This window comes from Ruegeria sp. E5 (assembly GCF_056534105.1).
Genome location: NZ_JBQFPA010000001.1, coordinates 1 through 15,602, shown reverse-complemented (window position 1 = coordinate 15,602; position 15,602 = coordinate 1). Strand labels below are relative to the sequence as shown.

Annotated in this window: 20 protein-coding genes and 1 pseudogene; 10 read left to right on the top strand and 11 right to left on the bottom strand. The window is 55.8% G+C overall.

The genetic code is table 11. The features are described 5' to 3' along the window. Complete coding sequence (locus tag ACR0BI_RS00105) at nt 1–369, bottom strand: hypothetical protein (protein ID WP_170420996.1); 369 nt, start codon at nt 367–369, stop codon at nt 1–3. Between the two features lie 42 nt (nt 370–411). Then, complete coding sequence (locus ACR0BI_RS00100) at nt 412–729, bottom strand: arsenate reductase family protein (RefSeq protein ID WP_170422413.1); 318 nt, start codon at nt 727–729, stop codon at nt 412–414. 214 nt (nt 730–943) lie between these two features. On the opposite strand from ACR0BI_RS00100, the gene ACR0BI_RS00095 reads away from it, so the two are divergent. Next, the gene (locus ACR0BI_RS00095; RefSeq protein WP_008758035.1) at nt 944–1,150 is read left to right on the top strand and encodes a cold-shock protein; all 207 of its coding nucleotides are present in this window, start codon (nt 944–946) and stop codon (nt 1,148–1,150) included. A gap of 115 nt (nt 1,151–1,265) precedes the next feature. Here ACR0BI_RS00095 and thyX read toward each other — a convergent pair whose 3' ends face one another. Beyond that, complete coding sequence (gene thyX, locus ACR0BI_RS00090; protein ID WP_170393643.1) at nt 1,266–2,177, bottom strand: FAD-dependent thymidylate synthase; 912 nt, start codon at nt 2,175–2,177, stop codon at nt 1,266–1,268. A 177-nt stretch (nt 2,178–2,354) separates the two neighbouring features. Between thyX and ACR0BI_RS00085 the strand changes: the two genes are divergently transcribed. Genes ACR0BI_RS00085 through ACR0BI_RS00075 form a run of 3 tightly spaced genes read left to right on the top strand, consistent with a single transcriptional unit; the run spans nt 2,355 to nt 4,251 of the window. After that, complete coding sequence (locus ACR0BI_RS00085; protein ID WP_170393645.1) at nt 2,355–2,783, top strand: VOC family protein; 429 nt, start codon at nt 2,355–2,357, stop codon at nt 2,781–2,783. Continuing rightward, complete coding sequence (locus ACR0BI_RS00080; RefSeq protein WP_480561804.1) at nt 2,780–3,484, top strand: DUF1194 domain-containing protein; 705 nt, start codon at nt 2,780–2,782, stop codon at nt 3,482–3,484. The genes ACR0BI_RS00085 and ACR0BI_RS00080 overlap by 4 nt, the downstream gene beginning before the upstream one ends. Further along, nucleotides 3,481–4,251 (top strand): DUF1194 domain-containing protein, encoded by a 771-nt coding sequence (locus ACR0BI_RS00075; protein WP_480561806.1) that lies wholly within the window; start codon nt 3,481–3,483, stop codon nt 4,249–4,251. The genes ACR0BI_RS00080 and ACR0BI_RS00075 overlap by 4 nt, the downstream gene beginning before the upstream one ends. Here ACR0BI_RS00075 and ACR0BI_RS00070 read toward each other — a convergent pair. From ACR0BI_RS00070 to ACR0BI_RS00060, 3 genes are all read right to left on the bottom strand, one after another. Then, nucleotides 4,198–4,695, bottom strand: a complete 498-nt coding sequence (locus ACR0BI_RS00070; RefSeq protein ID WP_170393651.1) for a MarR family winged helix-turn-helix transcriptional regulator — start codon at nt 4,693–4,695, stop codon at nt 4,198–4,200. The genes ACR0BI_RS00075 and ACR0BI_RS00070 overlap by 54 nt on opposite strands. A 77-nt stretch (nt 4,696–4,772) precedes the next feature. Beyond that, complete coding sequence (locus ACR0BI_RS00065; protein WP_170393653.1) at nt 4,773–5,030, bottom strand: succinate dehydrogenase assembly factor 2; 258 nt, start codon at nt 5,028–5,030, stop codon at nt 4,773–4,775. After that, nucleotides 5,027–5,419, bottom strand: coding sequence for a helix-turn-helix domain-containing protein (locus ACR0BI_RS00060; RefSeq protein WP_170393655.1), 393 nt, complete (start codon nt 5,417–5,419; stop codon nt 5,027–5,029). Before ACR0BI_RS00060 ends, ACR0BI_RS00065 begins: the two co-directional genes overlap by 4 nt. A 92-nt stretch (nt 5,420–5,511) precedes the next feature. On the opposite strand from ACR0BI_RS00060, the gene ACR0BI_RS00055 reads away from it, so the two are divergent. Both ACR0BI_RS00055 and ACR0BI_RS00050 read left to right on the top strand, forming a co-directional pair. Continuing rightward, nucleotides 5,512–6,714, top strand: a complete 1,203-nt coding sequence (locus tag ACR0BI_RS00055; protein WP_170420989.1) for a pyridoxal phosphate-dependent aminotransferase — start codon at nt 5,512–5,514, stop codon at nt 6,712–6,714. 14 nt (nt 6,715–6,728) lie between these two features. Further along, complete coding sequence (locus tag ACR0BI_RS00050) at nt 6,729–7,130, top strand: hypothetical protein (protein ID WP_170404825.1); 402 nt, start codon at nt 6,729–6,731, stop codon at nt 7,128–7,130. Nucleotides 7,131–7,134: 4 nt separating this feature from the next. On the opposite strand, the gene ACR0BI_RS00045 is transcribed toward ACR0BI_RS00050, so the two are convergent. The 3 genes from ACR0BI_RS00045 to ACR0BI_RS00035 form a co-directional block, all read right to left on the bottom strand. Continuing rightward, complete coding sequence (locus tag ACR0BI_RS00045; RefSeq protein ID WP_480561808.1) at nt 7,135–8,499, bottom strand: MATE family efflux transporter; 1,365 nt, start codon at nt 8,497–8,499, stop codon at nt 7,135–7,137. A 129-nt stretch (nt 8,500–8,628) separates the two neighbouring features. Further along, entirely contained in the window at nt 8,629–9,558 is a 930-nt protein-coding gene (gene ppk2 / locus ACR0BI_RS00040; RefSeq protein ID WP_170404818.1) for a polyphosphate kinase 2, read from the bottom strand. A gap of 172 nt (nt 9,559–9,730) precedes the next feature. Then, nucleotides 9,731–10,339: a carboxymuconolactone decarboxylase family protein gene (locus tag ACR0BI_RS00035; protein WP_480561810.1), complete on the bottom strand. Its 609-nt coding sequence runs from the start codon at nt 10,337–10,339 to the stop codon at nt 9,731–9,733. 291 nt (nt 10,340–10,630) lie between these two features. Here ACR0BI_RS00035 and ACR0BI_RS00030 point away from each other — a divergent pair, with 291 nt between their 5' ends. From ACR0BI_RS00030 to ACR0BI_RS00015, 4 genes are all read left to right on the top strand, one after another. Continuing rightward, nucleotides 10,631–11,080, top strand: a complete 450-nt coding sequence (locus ACR0BI_RS00030; RefSeq protein ID WP_480561812.1) for an NYN domain-containing protein — start codon at nt 10,631–10,633, stop codon at nt 11,078–11,080. Between the two features lie 150 nt (nt 11,081–11,230). After that, nucleotides 11,231–13,189 carry a DNA topoisomerase IV subunit B gene (gene parE, locus ACR0BI_RS00025; RefSeq protein ID WP_480561814.1) on the top strand — a complete coding sequence of 653 codons (1,959 nt, stop codon included), beginning with the start codon at nt 11,231–11,233 and terminating at the stop codon, nt 13,187–13,189. Nucleotides 13,190–13,212: 23 nt separating this feature from the next. Beyond that, a complete protein-coding gene (locus tag ACR0BI_RS00020; protein WP_480561816.1) occupies nt 13,213–14,061 on the top strand; it encodes a DUF3800 domain-containing protein in 849 nt (282 codons plus the stop codon). Between the two features lie 222 nt (nt 14,062–14,283). Then, nucleotides 14,284–14,565: a hypothetical protein gene (locus ACR0BI_RS00015; protein WP_170511160.1), complete on the top strand. Its 282-nt coding sequence runs from the start codon at nt 14,284–14,286 to the stop codon at nt 14,563–14,565. A gap of 59 nt (nt 14,566–14,624) precedes the next feature. On the opposite strand, the gene ACR0BI_RS00010 is transcribed toward ACR0BI_RS00015, so the two are convergent. Both ACR0BI_RS00010 and ACR0BI_RS00005 read right to left on the bottom strand, forming a co-directional pair. Then, nucleotides 14,625–15,395 carry an alpha/beta hydrolase gene (locus ACR0BI_RS00010; RefSeq protein WP_480561818.1) on the bottom strand — a complete coding sequence of 257 codons (771 nt, stop codon included), beginning with the start codon at nt 15,393–15,395 and terminating at the stop codon, nt 14,625–14,627. Nucleotides 15,396–15,453: 58 nt separating this feature from the next. Then, nucleotides 15,454–15,602 (bottom strand): annotated as a pseudogene (locus tag ACR0BI_RS00005) (iron-containing alcohol dehydrogenase); the annotation flags it as partial.

Genomic DNA, 15,602 nt, shown 5'->3' with positions numbered 1-15,602 from the left:
CTAGAAATGTGCCTTGGGCTCGTCCGGTTTTCCTGCGGCGAGCCCAAGCAACCCTGCTACGCCTGCAAAGGCAATCGGGAACATGGTGAAAACGCCGAAGCCAAAGGCATAGTACATCCCAGCCGCAGAAATCAGCAGCAATAAACCCGCAATCAGCGCTCGAGAATGGGCCATCGCCCCGCCAACGATTGCCAACAAAGGCGCCACGATCGAAGCCGTCTGGATCAACTCGGGGTTCTCTACCTGCTCGGCAATGCCTTCGATCTCACCAAACTGGTCGATCAGTTCCACAAAGCCGTAGCCAAAAAAACCGACGATCATCCCGATCAGCCCGGCAATGACGCCTAAAATCATGGCAGCGTTTCGCATTCACAGGTCTCCGCTTGTTGCCCGTGTCACATAAGCAGTTCTTCAGGCAACACCAAGGGCCTGACGGGTTTCAGGCGTCCAGCCCAGATACATCTGACCATTGGATACTATCAGTGGGCGTTTCATCAGGGTCGGATGATCAGCCAACAGCGCGAGCACCGGTCGATTGCGTGTGTCATCATCCAATCCCCGCCAGGTTGTTGATCGCGTATTGAGCAAGGCTTTGCCGAAAGTCTCGTACGCCTCGGACAGCACATTTTCGGGAACCCCTTGTGCGCGGACATCAACGAAAACCGCATCTGGAAGCAGTTTCAATGCCTTACGGCACGTATCGCAAGTTTTTAACCCATATAGCTGCATTATCTAACTAATCCTGTAATCGCTGCAAATTTAGACAAACCCATCAGGCTGCCCCAGTTATTCTTGATTTTTTACTTCACCGTGTAATGTTGAAAAAGGCGAAACACGCGACCCGGGCTGTATCGTGAGGGCGAACAGTGACGTGTGGCGGTTTTGCCAGCCAAGGCCCCCACCAATTTGTGGGACAACTTGTAAGTAGAAGGAGACACGGGAAATGCCAACCGGCACCGTGAAATGGTTTAATACAACCAAAGGCTATGGTTTTATTGCGCCCGACGAAGGGGGCAAAGATGTGTTTGTTCATATCTCGGCCGTAGAACGATCCGGTCTGACCGGACTCGCTGACAATCAGAAAGTCTCGTACGAGTTGCAGGACGGACGTGACGGCCGCCAAATGGCTGCTGATTTGAAGCCGCTGTAAGGCACAGCCCGCCCCGGCGGGAAAGATAAAAGAAGGTTGACGGCCAATTTCAGGCCGTTAACCGCAAACCCTAGTGAACGCGCCCACCTTGGGACGTGCTCGGTTTTCTGTTGAATCAACCCTCTCGGATAACAGCCTCAAACTCACGCCATTCCCGTGCGGTCATGCCTGAGTTTTCCTGAGTGACATCTTCACCGCTGAGCATCCGACGCAAGCAGGTCACCATCTGCGCCGAGAGGTTGACTGCGCCAAGGCGGTAGTCCTCAAACGCGCGGTAGGCAAACGGTACCCAGTCGGCGACAATCTTGCACATGGTATCTGCGTAAACGCGGATTTCGTACTGCGCGTGCGGGTCGGCACGCAGACGCAAGAAGTGGAACAAGTTGTGCAAGTCCACCTTCCAATACCATTGCGTATAAATGTTGGCTGGAAGGTTCATCCGCGCCAGTTCACGCGCAAGCCCTTGCTGGCCGTCCTGACCGATCATCGCCTCGTAGTTGTCATAGCAGCGCGCACTGTCCGCTTTCAGTATCTCCAACACGCGCGCGGCCTCTTCGCCTTGCAATGTGTCTCCACGGCCCTGATTGTTAACCTCGGATTGCGCGGCGACATGTTCGGGTGCCGGGATATAGAACTCTCGATCCAGGATCGAATACCGCGCCGAATATTCGTTCACATTCGCCGTGCGGTGGCGGATCCACTGGCGGGCTACGAATACGGGCAGTTTGACGTGCAACTTGATCTCGCACATTTCAAACGGGGTCGAATGCCAGTGGCGCATCAGATAGCGGATCAGACCTTCATCATTTTGCACCGACTTGGTGCCTTTGCCGTAGGAAACACGCGCGGCCTGACAGATCGCAGCATCGTCGCCCATATAGTCGATAACGCGGACAAATCCGTGATCCAGAACCTGATGCGCCGTGTACAGATGATCTTCCATACCTTCGGCAACGACGCGGCGGGTCGGGCTCGACTGTGCGCGCTGAGCTTCGATCTCGGCCAGTTGGTCGGCAGACAGAGGCATGAAATTATCCTTTCCAGCAATGAGTCGCCGACCACTATATATCGGCAAGCTTGCCATCGGAACCGCGATATGTGCGGCGCATTGCGCTAAATCGGAATTGTGTCCGGCCAGCCCCTCGACACGGGATGAAGGCGCGCTAAGGTGCTTGGCATCACAACCAATGCAAGGAAAGTCGCGATGGGGCTGACATATCTCCACACCATGGTCCGCGTGAAGGATCTTGAGAAATCCATAGCGTTTTATGAACTATTGGGCCTGAAGGAAACGCGTCGTTATGAAAGCGAGGCTGCGCGGTTCACACTGGTATTCCTCGCCCCACCGGGACAAGAGGACGCGCCCATTGAACTTACATACAACTGGGATGGCGACGACGCACTGCCAAGCGACAGCCGCCATTTCGGGCATCTCGCCTATGGCGTCGACAACATTTACGAGACCTGCCAGCATCTTCAGGACAATGGCGTCGTGATCAACCGCCCGCCACGCGACGGGCGTATGGCGTTCGTTCGCTCGCCCGACAATGTCTCGATCGAGTTGCTGCAAAATGGTGAAGCGTTAGCCCCGGCAGAGCCTTGGTCTAGCATGGAAAGCACCGGCCACTGGTGATCCGCTGGCTGGGAGCATTGGGGCTGGCTGTCGCGGGCAGCCCCCTTTGGGCCGAGACCTGCCGCCTGGCGCTGGCGCTGGCCATGGACATCTCGACCTCGGTGGACGCGACTGAGGATGCGCTGCAACGACAGGGGCTGGCTAACGCATTGATTGCGCCCGAGGTGCAGGAGGCTTTCTTCCTTTCACCTCAACCGGTTGCATTAGCCGTCTATGAATGGTCCGGCAGTTTCAACCAGACATTGCTTTTGGATTGGACGATAATCGATACTCGGGCCAATTTGATCTCCGCCGCGCATCGGATCGGGACATCGAAGCGATCGGAAAACGAGTTTCCAACTGCAATGGGTCACGCGCTGGCGTATGGGGCAACCCTGCTGGCGAGCGCCCCGAATTGTCTGTTCCAAACCATTGATATCTCGGGCGATGGCAAGAATAACGATGGCTACGGGCCACAGATCGCCTACAAGCACTTTCCATTCGAAAACACGACCGTGAATGGTCTGGTGATCAATGCAGCTGATTTCGAAGGAGAAATCGACTTGATCCCGTTCTTTCAGAAAAATGTACTACACGGACCCGGAGCTTTTCTTGAGATCGCCGCCGGGTTCGAAGATTTTGAGCGTGCCATGCGTCGCAAACTGGAACGGGAATTGAAAGGGTTGGAACTTAGTGCGTTGCAACCGGATAATGCGAAATGATCCGCCTGTGTGCGACACTTCTTTGCCTGCTGGCCAACCCGCTTTCAGCGCAATGTCGACAGGCTTTGGCGTTGGGAACGGATGTCTCTGGTTCGGTCGACAGTCGTGAGTACAGGTTGCAACTTAGTGGCCTTGCGGCGGCGTTGCGCCATCCCGAGGTGGTTCAACTGATCCTTTCAAACCCGTCTACCTTTATTCGGATCGCTATCTACGAATGGAGCGAACCTGGCCACCAACGCCTCTTGCTTGGTTGGACAGATGTTCGCTCGACTGCTGATCTGCGTCGAATTCAGCAACATTTAGAAAGCACAACACGCTCATCAGCGCCGCAGGGAACGGCGGTCGGGTCGGCCATGTTGTACGGTGCTGAGATGTTGGAGAGCCAAAGCGATTGCTGGCGGCGAACACTGGATCTGTCCGGTGATGGTAAACACAATCTCGGACATCACCCGCGGGACATAAAAGCCGCTTTGCAAAACACTGATATTACAATCAATGCCCTCGTAATCGGCATCGACGACCCCAATCCAGGAGACACCCGCCAGGTAGAGATTGGGGAGCTATCTGCTTATTACCACGCGTGGGTCATCCGAGGCCCCGATGCTTTCGTCGAAGTCGCCCTTGGCTTCGAAGCCTATGAAGATGCGATGACACGTAAACTGATCCGTGAGCTTGAGGGACTGTCGCTCTCCCAAACTCAGCCATCAAAGCTATCAGTAGATATACCGAATCTGATCGGTCCAATATCGTTCGACCCGACGCAGTGAACCGGTGATCTCTTCAATCCCATCGGTCCCGATCACGCCGCGGTTTTGCAGCCCTTCTGCATGGCGGGCGAACAGGTCTGACACGATATCGCGAATCTCACGCCCACGCGGCGTCAGGCGTACCCGTACCGAGCGGCGGTCAATCTCGCATCGTTGATGGTGCATATAGCCCATCTCGACCAGTTTCTTAAGATTGTAGCTGACATTGCTGCCTTGATAGTAACCACGGCTCTTCAACTCTCCGGCGGTTACTTCATGGTCGCCTATGTTGAACAACAGCAGGGCCTGCACCGCGTTGATCTCAAGTACGCCGACACGCTCGAATTCATCCTTGATAACGTCCAGAAGCAAGCGATGAAGACGCTCGACCAGCGCCAACGCCTCAAGATAGCTCGTCATGAACCCCTTGGTCCCGGGCGCGGTGACCTGTAACTCCATACTCATTCAATCCTCCGATTCATCGCGCTGTTTCTGAAAACATGACGCGAATTCCCGAAAAATCGGTTAAGCCTGATGATTGCTTATTTTTGAAAGGTTTGCGCGATATCCGCGATCAATTCGGCCAGCGGTTCCGGCGGGCTGGCCTGACCAGTGACCCATTGATACAGGTCCTGGTCATTTTCATGCAACAAGGCATCGTATGTGTCCAATCCCGCCTCGTCCATAGAAGACAGATTGCGATCGGCATATGCCGTCAGGATCAAATCCATCTCTTTGATGCCCCGCCGCATCGAACGCATTTTCATGCGCTTGATCCGGGTCTCGCGCGGCTCGGTCATTGATTGCGTTCCAATTTCAGACGCAGCGCTTTTTCGACGCGGGCCAGCCGCTCGGAGTTGGCTCGCATCTCACCTCGGATCGTGCGTAGCTCTGCAACGAGATCGCGCAATTCCGAGTCCGTATCGCCATGCAGGCTTGTTTCGTCCATGCCGTCGCCCTCGCCCGTCAGAAGCCACATGATCGAGACATTCAGTAGCCCCGCCATCATCGACAGCTTGTTCGCGCGGGGTTCGGACAAATCATCTTCCCACGAAGTGATCGTGGCTTTTTTGACACCAAGCCTGCGGGCCAATTGGGTCTGCGTCATGCCTGCGGCTTCGCGTGCGCCAGCAACGCGATCCCCGAAGGTTGCGGTGTCCGGTCCGAACCAGTCTGTTTCGTCGTTCATCGGGGTCTCCAAAGGGTAAAACTCAATTGGCTTGATCGTTATTTCGGCGCACCCTATGACAGTCGGGCTGAACATACAAACCGAGGCCGACCATGAGTTTCCTGTCTGCGACACTGTCACGCGTAAAACCCTCGCCCACCATCGCGATGACGTCCAAAGCAGCCGAGCTGAAGGCCGCCGGGCGCGATGTGATCGGGCTGAGCGCAGGCGAGCCCGATTTCGACACGCCGCAGAACATCAAGGACGCCGCCGTGGCCGCCATCGCTGCGGGCAAGACCAAATACACTGCTCCGGACGGCATCCCCGAGCTGAAACAGGCGGTTTGCGCCAAGATGAAGCGTGACCACGGATTGGACTATACGCCCGCTCAGGTCTCGGTCGGGACCGGGGGTAAGCAGACGCTTTACAACGCGCTGATGGCTACGCTGAACGAGGGCGATGAGGTCCTCATCCCCGCGCCCTATTGGGTCAGCTACCCGGACATGGTGTTGCTGGCCGGTGGCACACCAGTGATCGTCGAAACTTCGCTGCAGACCAATTTCAAACTGACAGCGGATCAACTGGAAGCCGCAATCACACCTAAAACGAAATGGTTCATCTTCAACTCACCCTCGAATCCCACCGGAGCGGGCTATAGCCGGGCTGAACTGAAAGAACTGACAGATGTCCTGATGCGGCATCCGCATGTTTGGGTGATGACCGATGATATGTATGAGCACCTGGCCTATGACGGGTTCGAGTTCTGCACGCCCGCACAGGTGGAACCGAGACTTTATGATCGGACGCTGACCTGCAATGGCGTCTCCAAAGCCTATGCCATGACCGGTTGGCGTATTGGCTATGCGGCAGGCCCGGTCGAGTTGATCGCCGCGATGCGCAAGGTGCAATCTCAATCAACTTCGAATCCCAGTTCGGTCAGCCAATGGGCAGCAGTCGAGGCTCTGAATGGAACTCAAGCATTCCTTGCGCCGAATAATGAGATCTTCAAACGCCGTCGCGATCTGGTCGTCGACATGCTCAGCCAAATCGACGGTATCTCGTGCCCGACACCCGAAGGCGCGTTCTACGTCTATCCATCAATTGCAGGCTTGATCGGGAAAACCACACCCGCGGGCACCGTGATAGATTCGGACGAAACCTTCGCAATCGCCCTGCTGGAAGAGGCCGACGTGGCGGTGGTGTTTGGCGCAGCTTTTGGTCTGTCGCCCAATTTCCGCGTCAGCTATGCGACCTCTGATGAAGCCCTGACTGAAGCCTGCACACGCATCCAACGTTTTTGCGCCGCGCTCACCTGATACCGGAGTTTGTTATGTCCACAGCCCTGCCTGAATACTATTTCCGCGTGCGCGAAAATGGGGCAGCGGTGTTCAGGATCGACACGGAAAATCGCCATCGCCGGATCGAGATGGAACAGATCGCGGTCATCAACATCCGCAATGGCGAGGTCAAACCGCAGGGCCAGCGTGTACTAAGCGACGCCGACAACGATGAAATCGCGCGCTGGATGGAAGAGCGCAAAGCCCTGCTATCCCGCCGCGATATGGATGATATACACCGTGCGGTTGACTACCTGAATCTGACCACGCAATGGGCCCAGTCTAAAGCAACGGATGCGCAATTAGAGGACGTGACCGACCCATTGCTGATGGCAATGCACGACTTGCGGTCGGTACTTGTTCGAAAGAAATCCGACCGGATGAGCAAAGAATGATCCCCTAGGCGGAAACTTCTCCTACATCGCGCACCGACCTTAGCCAGAAGCGCGCCATCAACAATACGGCAGCACAAGCAAGGCCAATCACGAGGCCAAGCCAGACTCCGATCCCCTCCATACCTTGAACAAAGCCGAAATAGTACGAAGCGGGGATACCGATCACCCAATAGCTGAGTGCGGCCATCACCATCGGTATTTTTGCATCCTGCAAACCTCGCAACAGGCCTAGTGCGATGACCTGCGCCCCATCGACCAGCTGGAACAAAGCAGCCATCGCCAGCAGGCCAGTGCCGATTAGCAGGATCTGTGGCCGCTGCGGATCATCGGCCTCCATAAACAGCGAGATCAGGGGCTCAGCGCATGTCAGGAATAGAACAACCGTCAAGACCGACACGATCAACGACATCCCGGTCACCGTAATCGCGCCTTTCTCAAGATGCGCCCGATCCCGTCGACCCAACGCGTTGCCCGCCCGAATAGTCGCCACATTAGACAGGCCCAAATGAACCATGAACGTCGCCGAGGCGAGGTTTAACGCAATCCCGTGAGCTGCCAGCGGCACTGGACCCAACCAGCCCATCATGACAGCAGAGATCGCGAACAACGACACCTCCGCCAGTGTCGTCAGACCGATGGGAACGCCCAAACGCAGCACGCTCATGAACATCTCCCAATCCGGGCGCCAAAACCGCTGAAACAAGCTGTGTTCCGGCAACGCACGCACCGCATAGATCACGACCGCCACCAATGATACGATCTGCGTCACCACTGACGCGATAGCCGCACCAATCACCCCAAGTTCGGGCGCGCCCCAGTTTCCGAAGATCAACGCATAGTTAGTCACGCCATTGACCACAGCTGCAACAATCGTGATCCACAGCACAATCTGCGTCCGCTCAAGCGCGGCCAAATAGGACTTCAGGACCATCACCAACAGCGCCGGGAACAAGCCCCACCCCGCGACCCGCAGATATACTGACGCAGTTTCAGCAACTTGCGGCTCTTGCTTCAAAGCAATCAGGATCGGATGGGACCACCACAAAAGAGGCATCATCACCGTCGCATAGATCAGAGATAGCCACAGACCCATGCGAGTGGAGCGGCGAATGCTGGTCTCATTCTCCTCGGCGGCAGCGGTCGCCACCATCGGCATTACAGCCCACCCAAAACCGGCACCAAACAGGAACAGGACGAAGTAATAGCTGTTGGCCAGCGTCACGGCAGCCAACGCCTCGACCCCGTACCAGCCCAGCATGACTGTATCGGTCAAACCAATCGCATACTGTGCCAGATGCCCGCCAATCAATGGCAGGCCAAGCACCGCGATTGCGCGCAAATGGCCGGGATATGTCATCACCTTGTTCATTCCGCCAGCCTTAGGCTTGCGCGCTGCCCGAGACAAGAGCGGAACAAACTTATTTCACAATGAGACTAACGAGAACAAAGCGACGCAAGCCATCACCTTTGGTGCAACGGCTTTACAGTTTATCGATTTTCAGCCGATCTTCGCGTCAGGATGCAGCGCTGTCCCCAGAATGTGGTCCGAGTTATGAATTACATGATGCGCCTGCCCAACTATCAACGGATCAGGCTCACCAACGATCCTGAGGTCTTTGTCCGGGTAGTCCAGCGTCGACAGGAAATGCCGCATGCAGTTCAGACGCGCGCGTTTCTTGTCGTTGGATTTGACAATCGTCCAGGGCGCATCAGCGGTGTCGGTGTAGAAGAACATCGCCTCTTTCGCCTCGGTATAGTCATCCCATTTGCTCAGGCTAGCCTTGTCAATCGGTGACAGTTTCCATTGCTTCAACGGATCAGTTTCACGACTCCCAAAGCGCCGCTGCTGCTCTTCCTGCGTGACCGAGAACCAGTACTTATAAAGTTGAATGCCCGAGCGCACCAGCATCCGCTCCAACTCGGGCGTCTGCCGCATGAATTCCAGATACTCATTGGGTGAGCAGAAGCCCATCACCCGCTCGACGCCCGCACGGTTGTACCAGGACCGATCATAAAACACCATCTCGCCCACGGTGGGCAGCTGCTGCACATAACGCTGGTAATACCACTGCCCCTTCTCCTCATCCGTCGGCTTGTTCAATGCGACCACACGCGCCTGGCGCGGGTTCAGATGCTCCATGAACCGCTTGATGGTCCCACCCTTGCCGGCGGCGTCGCGGCCCTCGAACAACAGCACAAACCGCTGCCCGGTCTCCTGCGCCCACAATTGAACCTTCAGCAACTCTGCCTGCAGCTCGGCCTTTTGCGCCTCGTAATCCTTGCGTGCCATCTTGCGGCCATAGGGATACTTGCCGCTCTCAAAAGCTTGCCGGATTTTCTCGGATGTTGGTGCCGAGGCATCCGCCTTCAGGTCAGTTACAGCTTTGATCTGAGATGATTTTTGTTTGATCTGGGGTGCCGCATCCATACATGTTCTCCTCGGTTTCACTGTCGAGGAGATGCTTAGCCGATTGTCACACGGCGCGCTTTGATTGGTGTCAAATTGACATAGGTTTTGTCGGGGCGTCAAAGAACAAGCCTATGCCCGTTCTTTACATGACCCCAAAATACATAGGGGGGGGGAGCGGCCAGCCCCGCACTTACCGATGTCCCCAATCATCAGGATTGTCCGAGTTGTTCGGCGACAAGCCCAAAACGTCTCCGTCAGTCGAACACCCCAACCCCAAAACGGTTCTGTTCGCATAGGAGAAATACGAACACACCTGATTGATCTCCAGAATCTCGCCATCTTCCCACCCCGCCTCACGCAGGGCAACTACATCCGCCTCTGACAGATCACCCGGCGCCTCGGTCAGCTTGCGCGCATATTTCATCGCTTCGACCTGTGCCGCGTCCAAAGGCGCTGAGGCCGGATCACCCGCCTCAATCGCCGCACGGATCGCATTGCCGCGCGCCTCATCCTGCAGCAACCGCTGCAATCCGGAAAAGTGATGTTCCACGCAATACCCGCATCGGTTCAGAGCGCTGACCCACACGCCCAGCACCTCAAGAAACCACTTCGGTATCTTGTTGCTCGAGTGATGTAGCACCGCCTTGTACATCGCCATATGGCCTTCCATCGAATGCGGCCGCAGGCTGTGCGCCATCATGATATTGTCCACATTGTTGTCCGGCCCGGTGACCCGTTCATAAAGCTTCCTCAGCTTTCCCGTCGCCTCTTCGAATGGAATGGTTCTGATCCAGCTCAATTCTTCTGCTCCCTAATTTCTGCTTCCGGAACAAAGCCTAAACGGGATTTCGAAACATGACGAGACCTTGGAAAGCTCGCGGTTTAATATCAATCTGTTTTGCATCACTGATATATGCTGGGCAGCCACCCCTACTGTCTGCTACGTCCCTATTGAAACAACTTTCTGACCAAAGACTTTTCAACTGTGCGCCCTCTCATCTGTATTTTTGCCCTGTCTTGTTTTGGCTCTGCTATAGCTATGTTCAATCCAGCGTTCTCAGATTGGTTATTGCTGACAGGACCGTGCGCATTGGCAAGTTTGCTGCTGCTGTTCGGAAAAAGGCTACGCCGGCTCAAAACTTCGAAAAACTGGGCTGTCGTCGATGGATCAAATGTTTTGCACTGGAAAGGCGGTGTTCCTAATATCGCCACAGTGCGCGAGGTTGTCGACGAGTTGAAGACAAAGGGGCGGACACCGGGCGTCGTCTTTGATGCCAATGTAGGATACAAAATCTCAGATCGCTATATGAACGACAGTTACCTTGCGGCTTTGCTTGGGTTGCCATCCAGCCACGTGATGGTTGCGCCAAAGGGTACTCCTGCCGACCCGCTGGTCCTTCAGGTAGCGCGGGATCTCGGCGCTGCTATCGTCACAAATGACCGGTTCCGTGATTGGGATGACGAATATTCGGATGTGCTTGAGAAAAGTTCTCTTGTTCGAGGTGGCTTTAAAGACAAAACTCTCTGGCTGTCATTGTAGTCTGTCATTGTAAACGCGCTGCAATACAGCGCTGAAATTCGCTCCGGTTCCGGTGACCCCGACAAACCGGATACAACACCTCGCGTCCCTCTTCCCCCGGACCACATCACCTGCCATAATGGGGGAAACTCAAAAACAAGAGCAGCACCCATGCCCGACGATCTGTTGACGCCAGAAGCGACCTCCACCTATGACGCCTCGTCCATCGAGGTGCTGGAAGGTCTGGAACCGGTCCGCAAACGCCCCGGCATGTATATTGGCGGCACCGATGAGCGTGCATTGCACCACATGGTGGCCGAAATCCTCGACAACTCGATGGACGAAGCGGTCGCGGGCCATGCCAACCGGATCGAGGTCGAGCTGCACGCAGATTACGCCCTGACCGTTCGTGACAACGGGCGCGGCATTCCGATCGACCCGCATCCCAAGTTCCCCGACAAGTCGGCACTTGAAGTGATCCTCTGTACCCTGCACGCAGGCGGCAAGTTCTCGGGCAAAGCGTATCAGACTTCGGGCGGTCTGCACGGTGTGGGTGCATCGGTGGTGAATGCCCTGTCGGATTCGATGGTCGTGCAGGTGGCACGCGACAAGCAGCTATTCGAACAACGCTTCTCGCGCGGTATCCCTCTAGGACCGGTGGAAAAAGTAGGCGCAGCGCCCAACCGGCGCGGTACAACCGTCACGTTCCACGCCGACGCGGACATCTTCGGCCACCACAAATTCAAACCCGCGCGCCTATTCAAATCCATCCGTTCAAAGGCCTACCTGTTCTCTGGCGTGGAAATCCGCTGGAAATCCGCCATCGACGACGGTGAAACCCCGACCGAGGCCACCTTCCACTTCCCCGGCGGCCTGTCGGACTATCTGAAGGAGACGATGAACGGCTCGTCGACCTATGCCGAGCAGCCCTTTGCTGGCACCGTGGACTTTAACGAGAAGTTCGGCACCCCCGGCAAAGTCGAATGGGCGATCAACTGGACGCCTTCACGCGACGGGTTCATCCAGTCCTACTGTAACACTGTCCCCACCCCCGAAGGCGGCACCCATGTGGCGGGATTCTGGGCTGCGGTCCTCAAGGGGATCAAGGCCTATGGCGAGCTGATCAACAACAAGAAAGCAGGTCAGATCACCCGTGACGACCTGATCACCGGCGGCTGCGCGCTGGTGTCCTGCTTTATCTCGGAACCGGAATTCGTCGGCCAAACCAAAGACCGTCTGGCCACGGTCGAGGCGCAACGGCTGGTCGAAAACTCCGTCCGCGACCATTTCGATAACTGGCTGGCGGCTGATACGAAATCCGCCGGGGCGATCCTCGACTTCCTCATCCTGAGGGCCGAAGAACGCCTGCGCCGACGGGCCGAGAAGGAAACACAACGCAAGTCCGCCACTAAGAAACTTCGTCTCCCCGGCAAGTTGGTGGACTGTAGTAGTTCAACACGGGACGGCACGGAATTATTCATCGTCGAGGGCGACTCGGCAGGTGGCTCTGCCAAAATGGGCCGCGACCGAAAGACCCAAGCCCTACTGCCGCTGCGCGGCAAAATCCTGAACGTGTTGGGCGCGGCCAGTTCGAAACTGGGCACCAATGCCGAAATCAACGACCTGACCCAAGCGCTGGGTGTTGGCCTTGGCACCAAATTCAACGTCGACGACCTGCGCTATGACAAGATCATCATCATGACCGACGCGGATGTGGACGGAGCGCATATCGCCTCGTTGCTGATGACGTTCTTCTTTACCCAGATGCGCCCGATGATCGACGCGGGGCATTTGTACCTCGCCTGCCCGCCATTGTACCGCCTGACCCAAGGCGCCAAGCGCGTTTACTGCCTGGACGAGGCCGAGCGGGACGAGTGGCTTGAGAAAGGTCTGGGCGGCAAAGGCAAGATCGACGTATCCCGCTTCAAGGGTCTGGGCGAAATGGACGCCAAGGACCTGAAAGAGACCACGATGGACCCGAAATCCCGGAAATTGATCCGGGTCACTATCGACGAGGACGAACCCGGCGAGACAGGCGACCTTGTCGAGCGCCTGATGGGCAAGAAACCCGAACTGCGGTTCCAGTACATTCAGGAGAACGCGCGGTTTGTGGAGGAGTTGGATGTTTAAGGCTATTTAATAAGGCTTTTTTTATGCATTTCTTTTATCTTGATGAAGCTGGGTGTACAGGCGCCCAGTTAAACAATCCGCAGCAACCAATTTTTGTATTGGGAGGCATTTCCGTCAAGGATGTAGGTTGGACCAGAACCGTTGAATCCATGCGAAAGATACTTGTCGATTTCTTCCAACACGATTTGCCTGAAAGATTCGAACTTCATGCACACGAGCTAGTGAACCAGCAAGGCGCTTTTGAAGGCTTTTCACGAGAAGATTGTTCTGAGCTCGTTTTCGAGTTGCTGGGATTGCTAGAAAACCGCAAACATCCTGTTCACCTAGTTGGCGTTGACAAGTACAAGCTCGCCGAAGCAGAGAATGGCCAAATGCACCCCAAAATTGACCCGAGTATTCCTTACCAACTCTGCTTCAATTATTTCGTCAACTATGCAGAGAAATACACCGGTGAAAAGCTGGGTCGCACCGCCCGTTCGATGATTATCATTGATGAGAAAGAAATCTATCAATCGTCAATTGACGAATTAGTAGAATACCGGCGATTTCACGTCGCTGCGGCACGCAGAATCAAGCAAGTTGTTGAATTTAGCTACCCGATAGACTCGGTTAGGCACCCTATGATTCAGTTTGCTGACTTAGTCGTGTTTTTGTCGAAGAAGTTCTTTGAAATTGAAGGTGGGTACAAAGTTGATTGGCCTCAAGAGGCAAAAGACTTCTACGCGACTTGTTTCTCAAAAATCGCGTCGCGTATGCCATGGCGCGGATTAATTGACATTACCGGTGTCGAAGAAAGACCTTCGAAACAGCTTTTGCAACTAGCCTCGGCTTTCCCTACACGTCGATGGAGAAATCACTACAACATCGGCTGAGATATCCGTTCAGCGCGTGTATAAAGAAACTGGGCGCACGTGCATGAGACCGTCCGACAATCCATAGGCCTGGCTTCAGCCCGGCCCTCCGCAATCCCTCTTGCCTAACCCGTTGATCCCGTTCACACTTACACTCAATCCGTCATCCAAGAGCGACATTTGAGGTTCCGAGCGTCCAAGACCTAATTTAACCACGAACAATATTCCGAACGGGAGGACGACATGAAAACATTAACCCTCGGGCTGGCCCTGACCCTGCTGGCCTCGGCAGCCCCCGCGCAGCAGATGCTCAGCACTGCATCACCCATTCCGGACGGGGCCGAGACGCGGTTTTGCTACTATGGCGGGATGGCCTATTCGCCAGACGCGTTCATCCTGCTGACCGGTGACAACACCGTAACCTCAACCATCAGCACGCGCGAGGAACGGCTGCTGCGGTGTCATCGCAATGACGATGGCTCTCTGGTCTGGAAACCGCAGAGCACGTTTCAAACCAACAACTGACGTAGGATGGGTTTCCAACCCATCAAAGCGGAATGGGAGCGATGGGGTGAAACCCCATCCTACCCAACATTCCGATCCAACCAGTTGGCAATCTGTTCGGCTGGCCCTTCCCATCCCGGCTCCATGAACAGAAAATGCGCGTGGTTGTCGACGGGCAGGAAAGTCGCACGGTCTCCGTAAAGCTTCGCCAGAGCGCGGCAGGTGTTGGGGTTCACGGCCCGGTCCTCGGTGCCTGAAACAATCAGCACCGGGCAATCGACCTTGTCGGTGTCCACCTTCATCGCGTGGTGATCGTCGAACATCCAGAAGAACATCTCGAACATCACCCGCCCGCTTTCGGGGCCGAGTTGGTCATACACCTCATGCTGCTGCACCTCGGGCATCTTGTTGAGCGCAAAAGGGGCCATCAGGTCGAAATCAACGCGCATGGGCTGTTTCCAGAACGCCCCACCCTCCATCAACGCGCGCGGCACAGCGCGTTCGTCGTCGGTTTCCGGCAATGTGCCCCAAGCCGCGTTTGGGTTGATCAGGACAATTGCGCTGGCCAACCCCCGAGACGCCACCTTCTGCGCCACTACCCCCGCAATCGCATGGCCCAGTAGCACGGGTTCGCTATCCAACCCCTGCACGAAGTCCGAAATGTCATTGGCGTAATCTAGGACGCTTGTGTCGGTGAGGCCGGGATCGGGATCTGCCTTGGGGTCGCCACCATGGTAGCGTAGCGCTGGCGTATGCACCGTCCAGCCACGTGCACGAAAGAAGCCTGCATAATCCTCCATACACCACGGTCCGGCAAAAGCACCGTGGGTCAGAACAATCTCTTTCGTCATGAAAATCTCCCTCACCTCCGACCAGTATGAGAGGTGAGGGATGGGTTCGGCAAGCCTGTTAGTGTGCTGCGTTGAAGAGCGTTGTCAGGTTTTCTTCGGTCAATTCGATCGGATTCCCTCCGCATGAGGGGTCGATGATTGCGCCTTGGACCAGTTCGGGGATGGCGGCTTTGGTGACGCCCAGGTCAGAGAGTTTGCGGGGGATGG

Coding starts and splice junctions, on each gene's coding strand:
- ACR0BI_RS00105 (WP_170420996.1), bottom strand. CDS start 369: ATGCGAAACGCTGCCATGATTTTAGGCGTCATTGCCGGGCTGATCGGG.
- ACR0BI_RS00100 (WP_170422413.1), bottom strand. CDS start 729: ATGCAGCTATATGGGTTAAAAACTTGCGATACGTGCCGTAAGGCATTG.
- ACR0BI_RS00095 (WP_008758035.1), top strand. CDS start 944: ATGCCAACCGGCACCGTGAAATGGTTTAATACAACCAAAGGCTATGGT.
- thyX (WP_170393643.1), bottom strand. CDS start 2,177: ATGCCTCTGTCTGCCGACCAACTGGCCGAGATCGAAGCTCAGCGCGCA.
- ACR0BI_RS00085 (WP_170393645.1), top strand. CDS start 2,355: ATGGGGCTGACATATCTCCACACCATGGTCCGCGTGAAGGATCTTGAG.
- ACR0BI_RS00075 (WP_480561806.1), top strand. CDS start 3,481: ATGATCCGCCTGTGTGCGACACTTCTTTGCCTGCTGGCCAACCCGCTT.
- ACR0BI_RS00070 (WP_170393651.1), bottom strand. CDS start 4,695: ATGAGTATGGAGTTACAGGTCACCGCGCCCGGGACCAAGGGGTTCATG.
- ACR0BI_RS00065 (WP_170393653.1), bottom strand. CDS start 5,030: ATGACCGAGCCGCGCGAGACCCGGATCAAGCGCATGAAAATGCGTTCG.
- ACR0BI_RS00060 (WP_170393655.1), bottom strand. CDS start 5,419: ATGAACGACGAAACAGACTGGTTCGGACCGGACACCGCAACCTTCGGG.
- ACR0BI_RS00055 (WP_170420989.1), top strand. CDS start 5,512: ATGAGTTTCCTGTCTGCGACACTGTCACGCGTAAAACCCTCGCCCACC.
- ACR0BI_RS00050 (WP_170404825.1), top strand. CDS start 6,729: ATGTCCACAGCCCTGCCTGAATACTATTTCCGCGTGCGCGAAAATGGG.
- ACR0BI_RS00045 (WP_480561808.1), bottom strand. CDS start 8,499: ATGAACAAGGTGATGACATATCCCGGCCATTTGCGCGCAATCGCGGTG.
- ppk2 (WP_170404818.1), bottom strand. CDS start 9,558: ATGGATGCGGCACCCCAGATCAAACAAAAATCATCTCAGATCAAAGCT.
- parE (WP_480561814.1), top strand. CDS start 11,231: ATGCCCGACGATCTGTTGACGCCAGAAGCGACCTCCACCTATGACGCC.
- ACR0BI_RS00020 (WP_480561816.1), top strand. CDS start 13,213: ATGCATTTCTTTTATCTTGATGAAGCTGGGTGTACAGGCGCCCAGTTA.
- ACR0BI_RS00015 (WP_170511160.1), top strand. CDS start 14,284: ATGAAAACATTAACCCTCGGGCTGGCCCTGACCCTGCTGGCCTCGGCA.
- ACR0BI_RS00010 (WP_480561818.1), bottom strand. CDS start 15,395: ATGACGAAAGAGATTGTTCTGACCCACGGTGCTTTTGCCGGACCGTGG.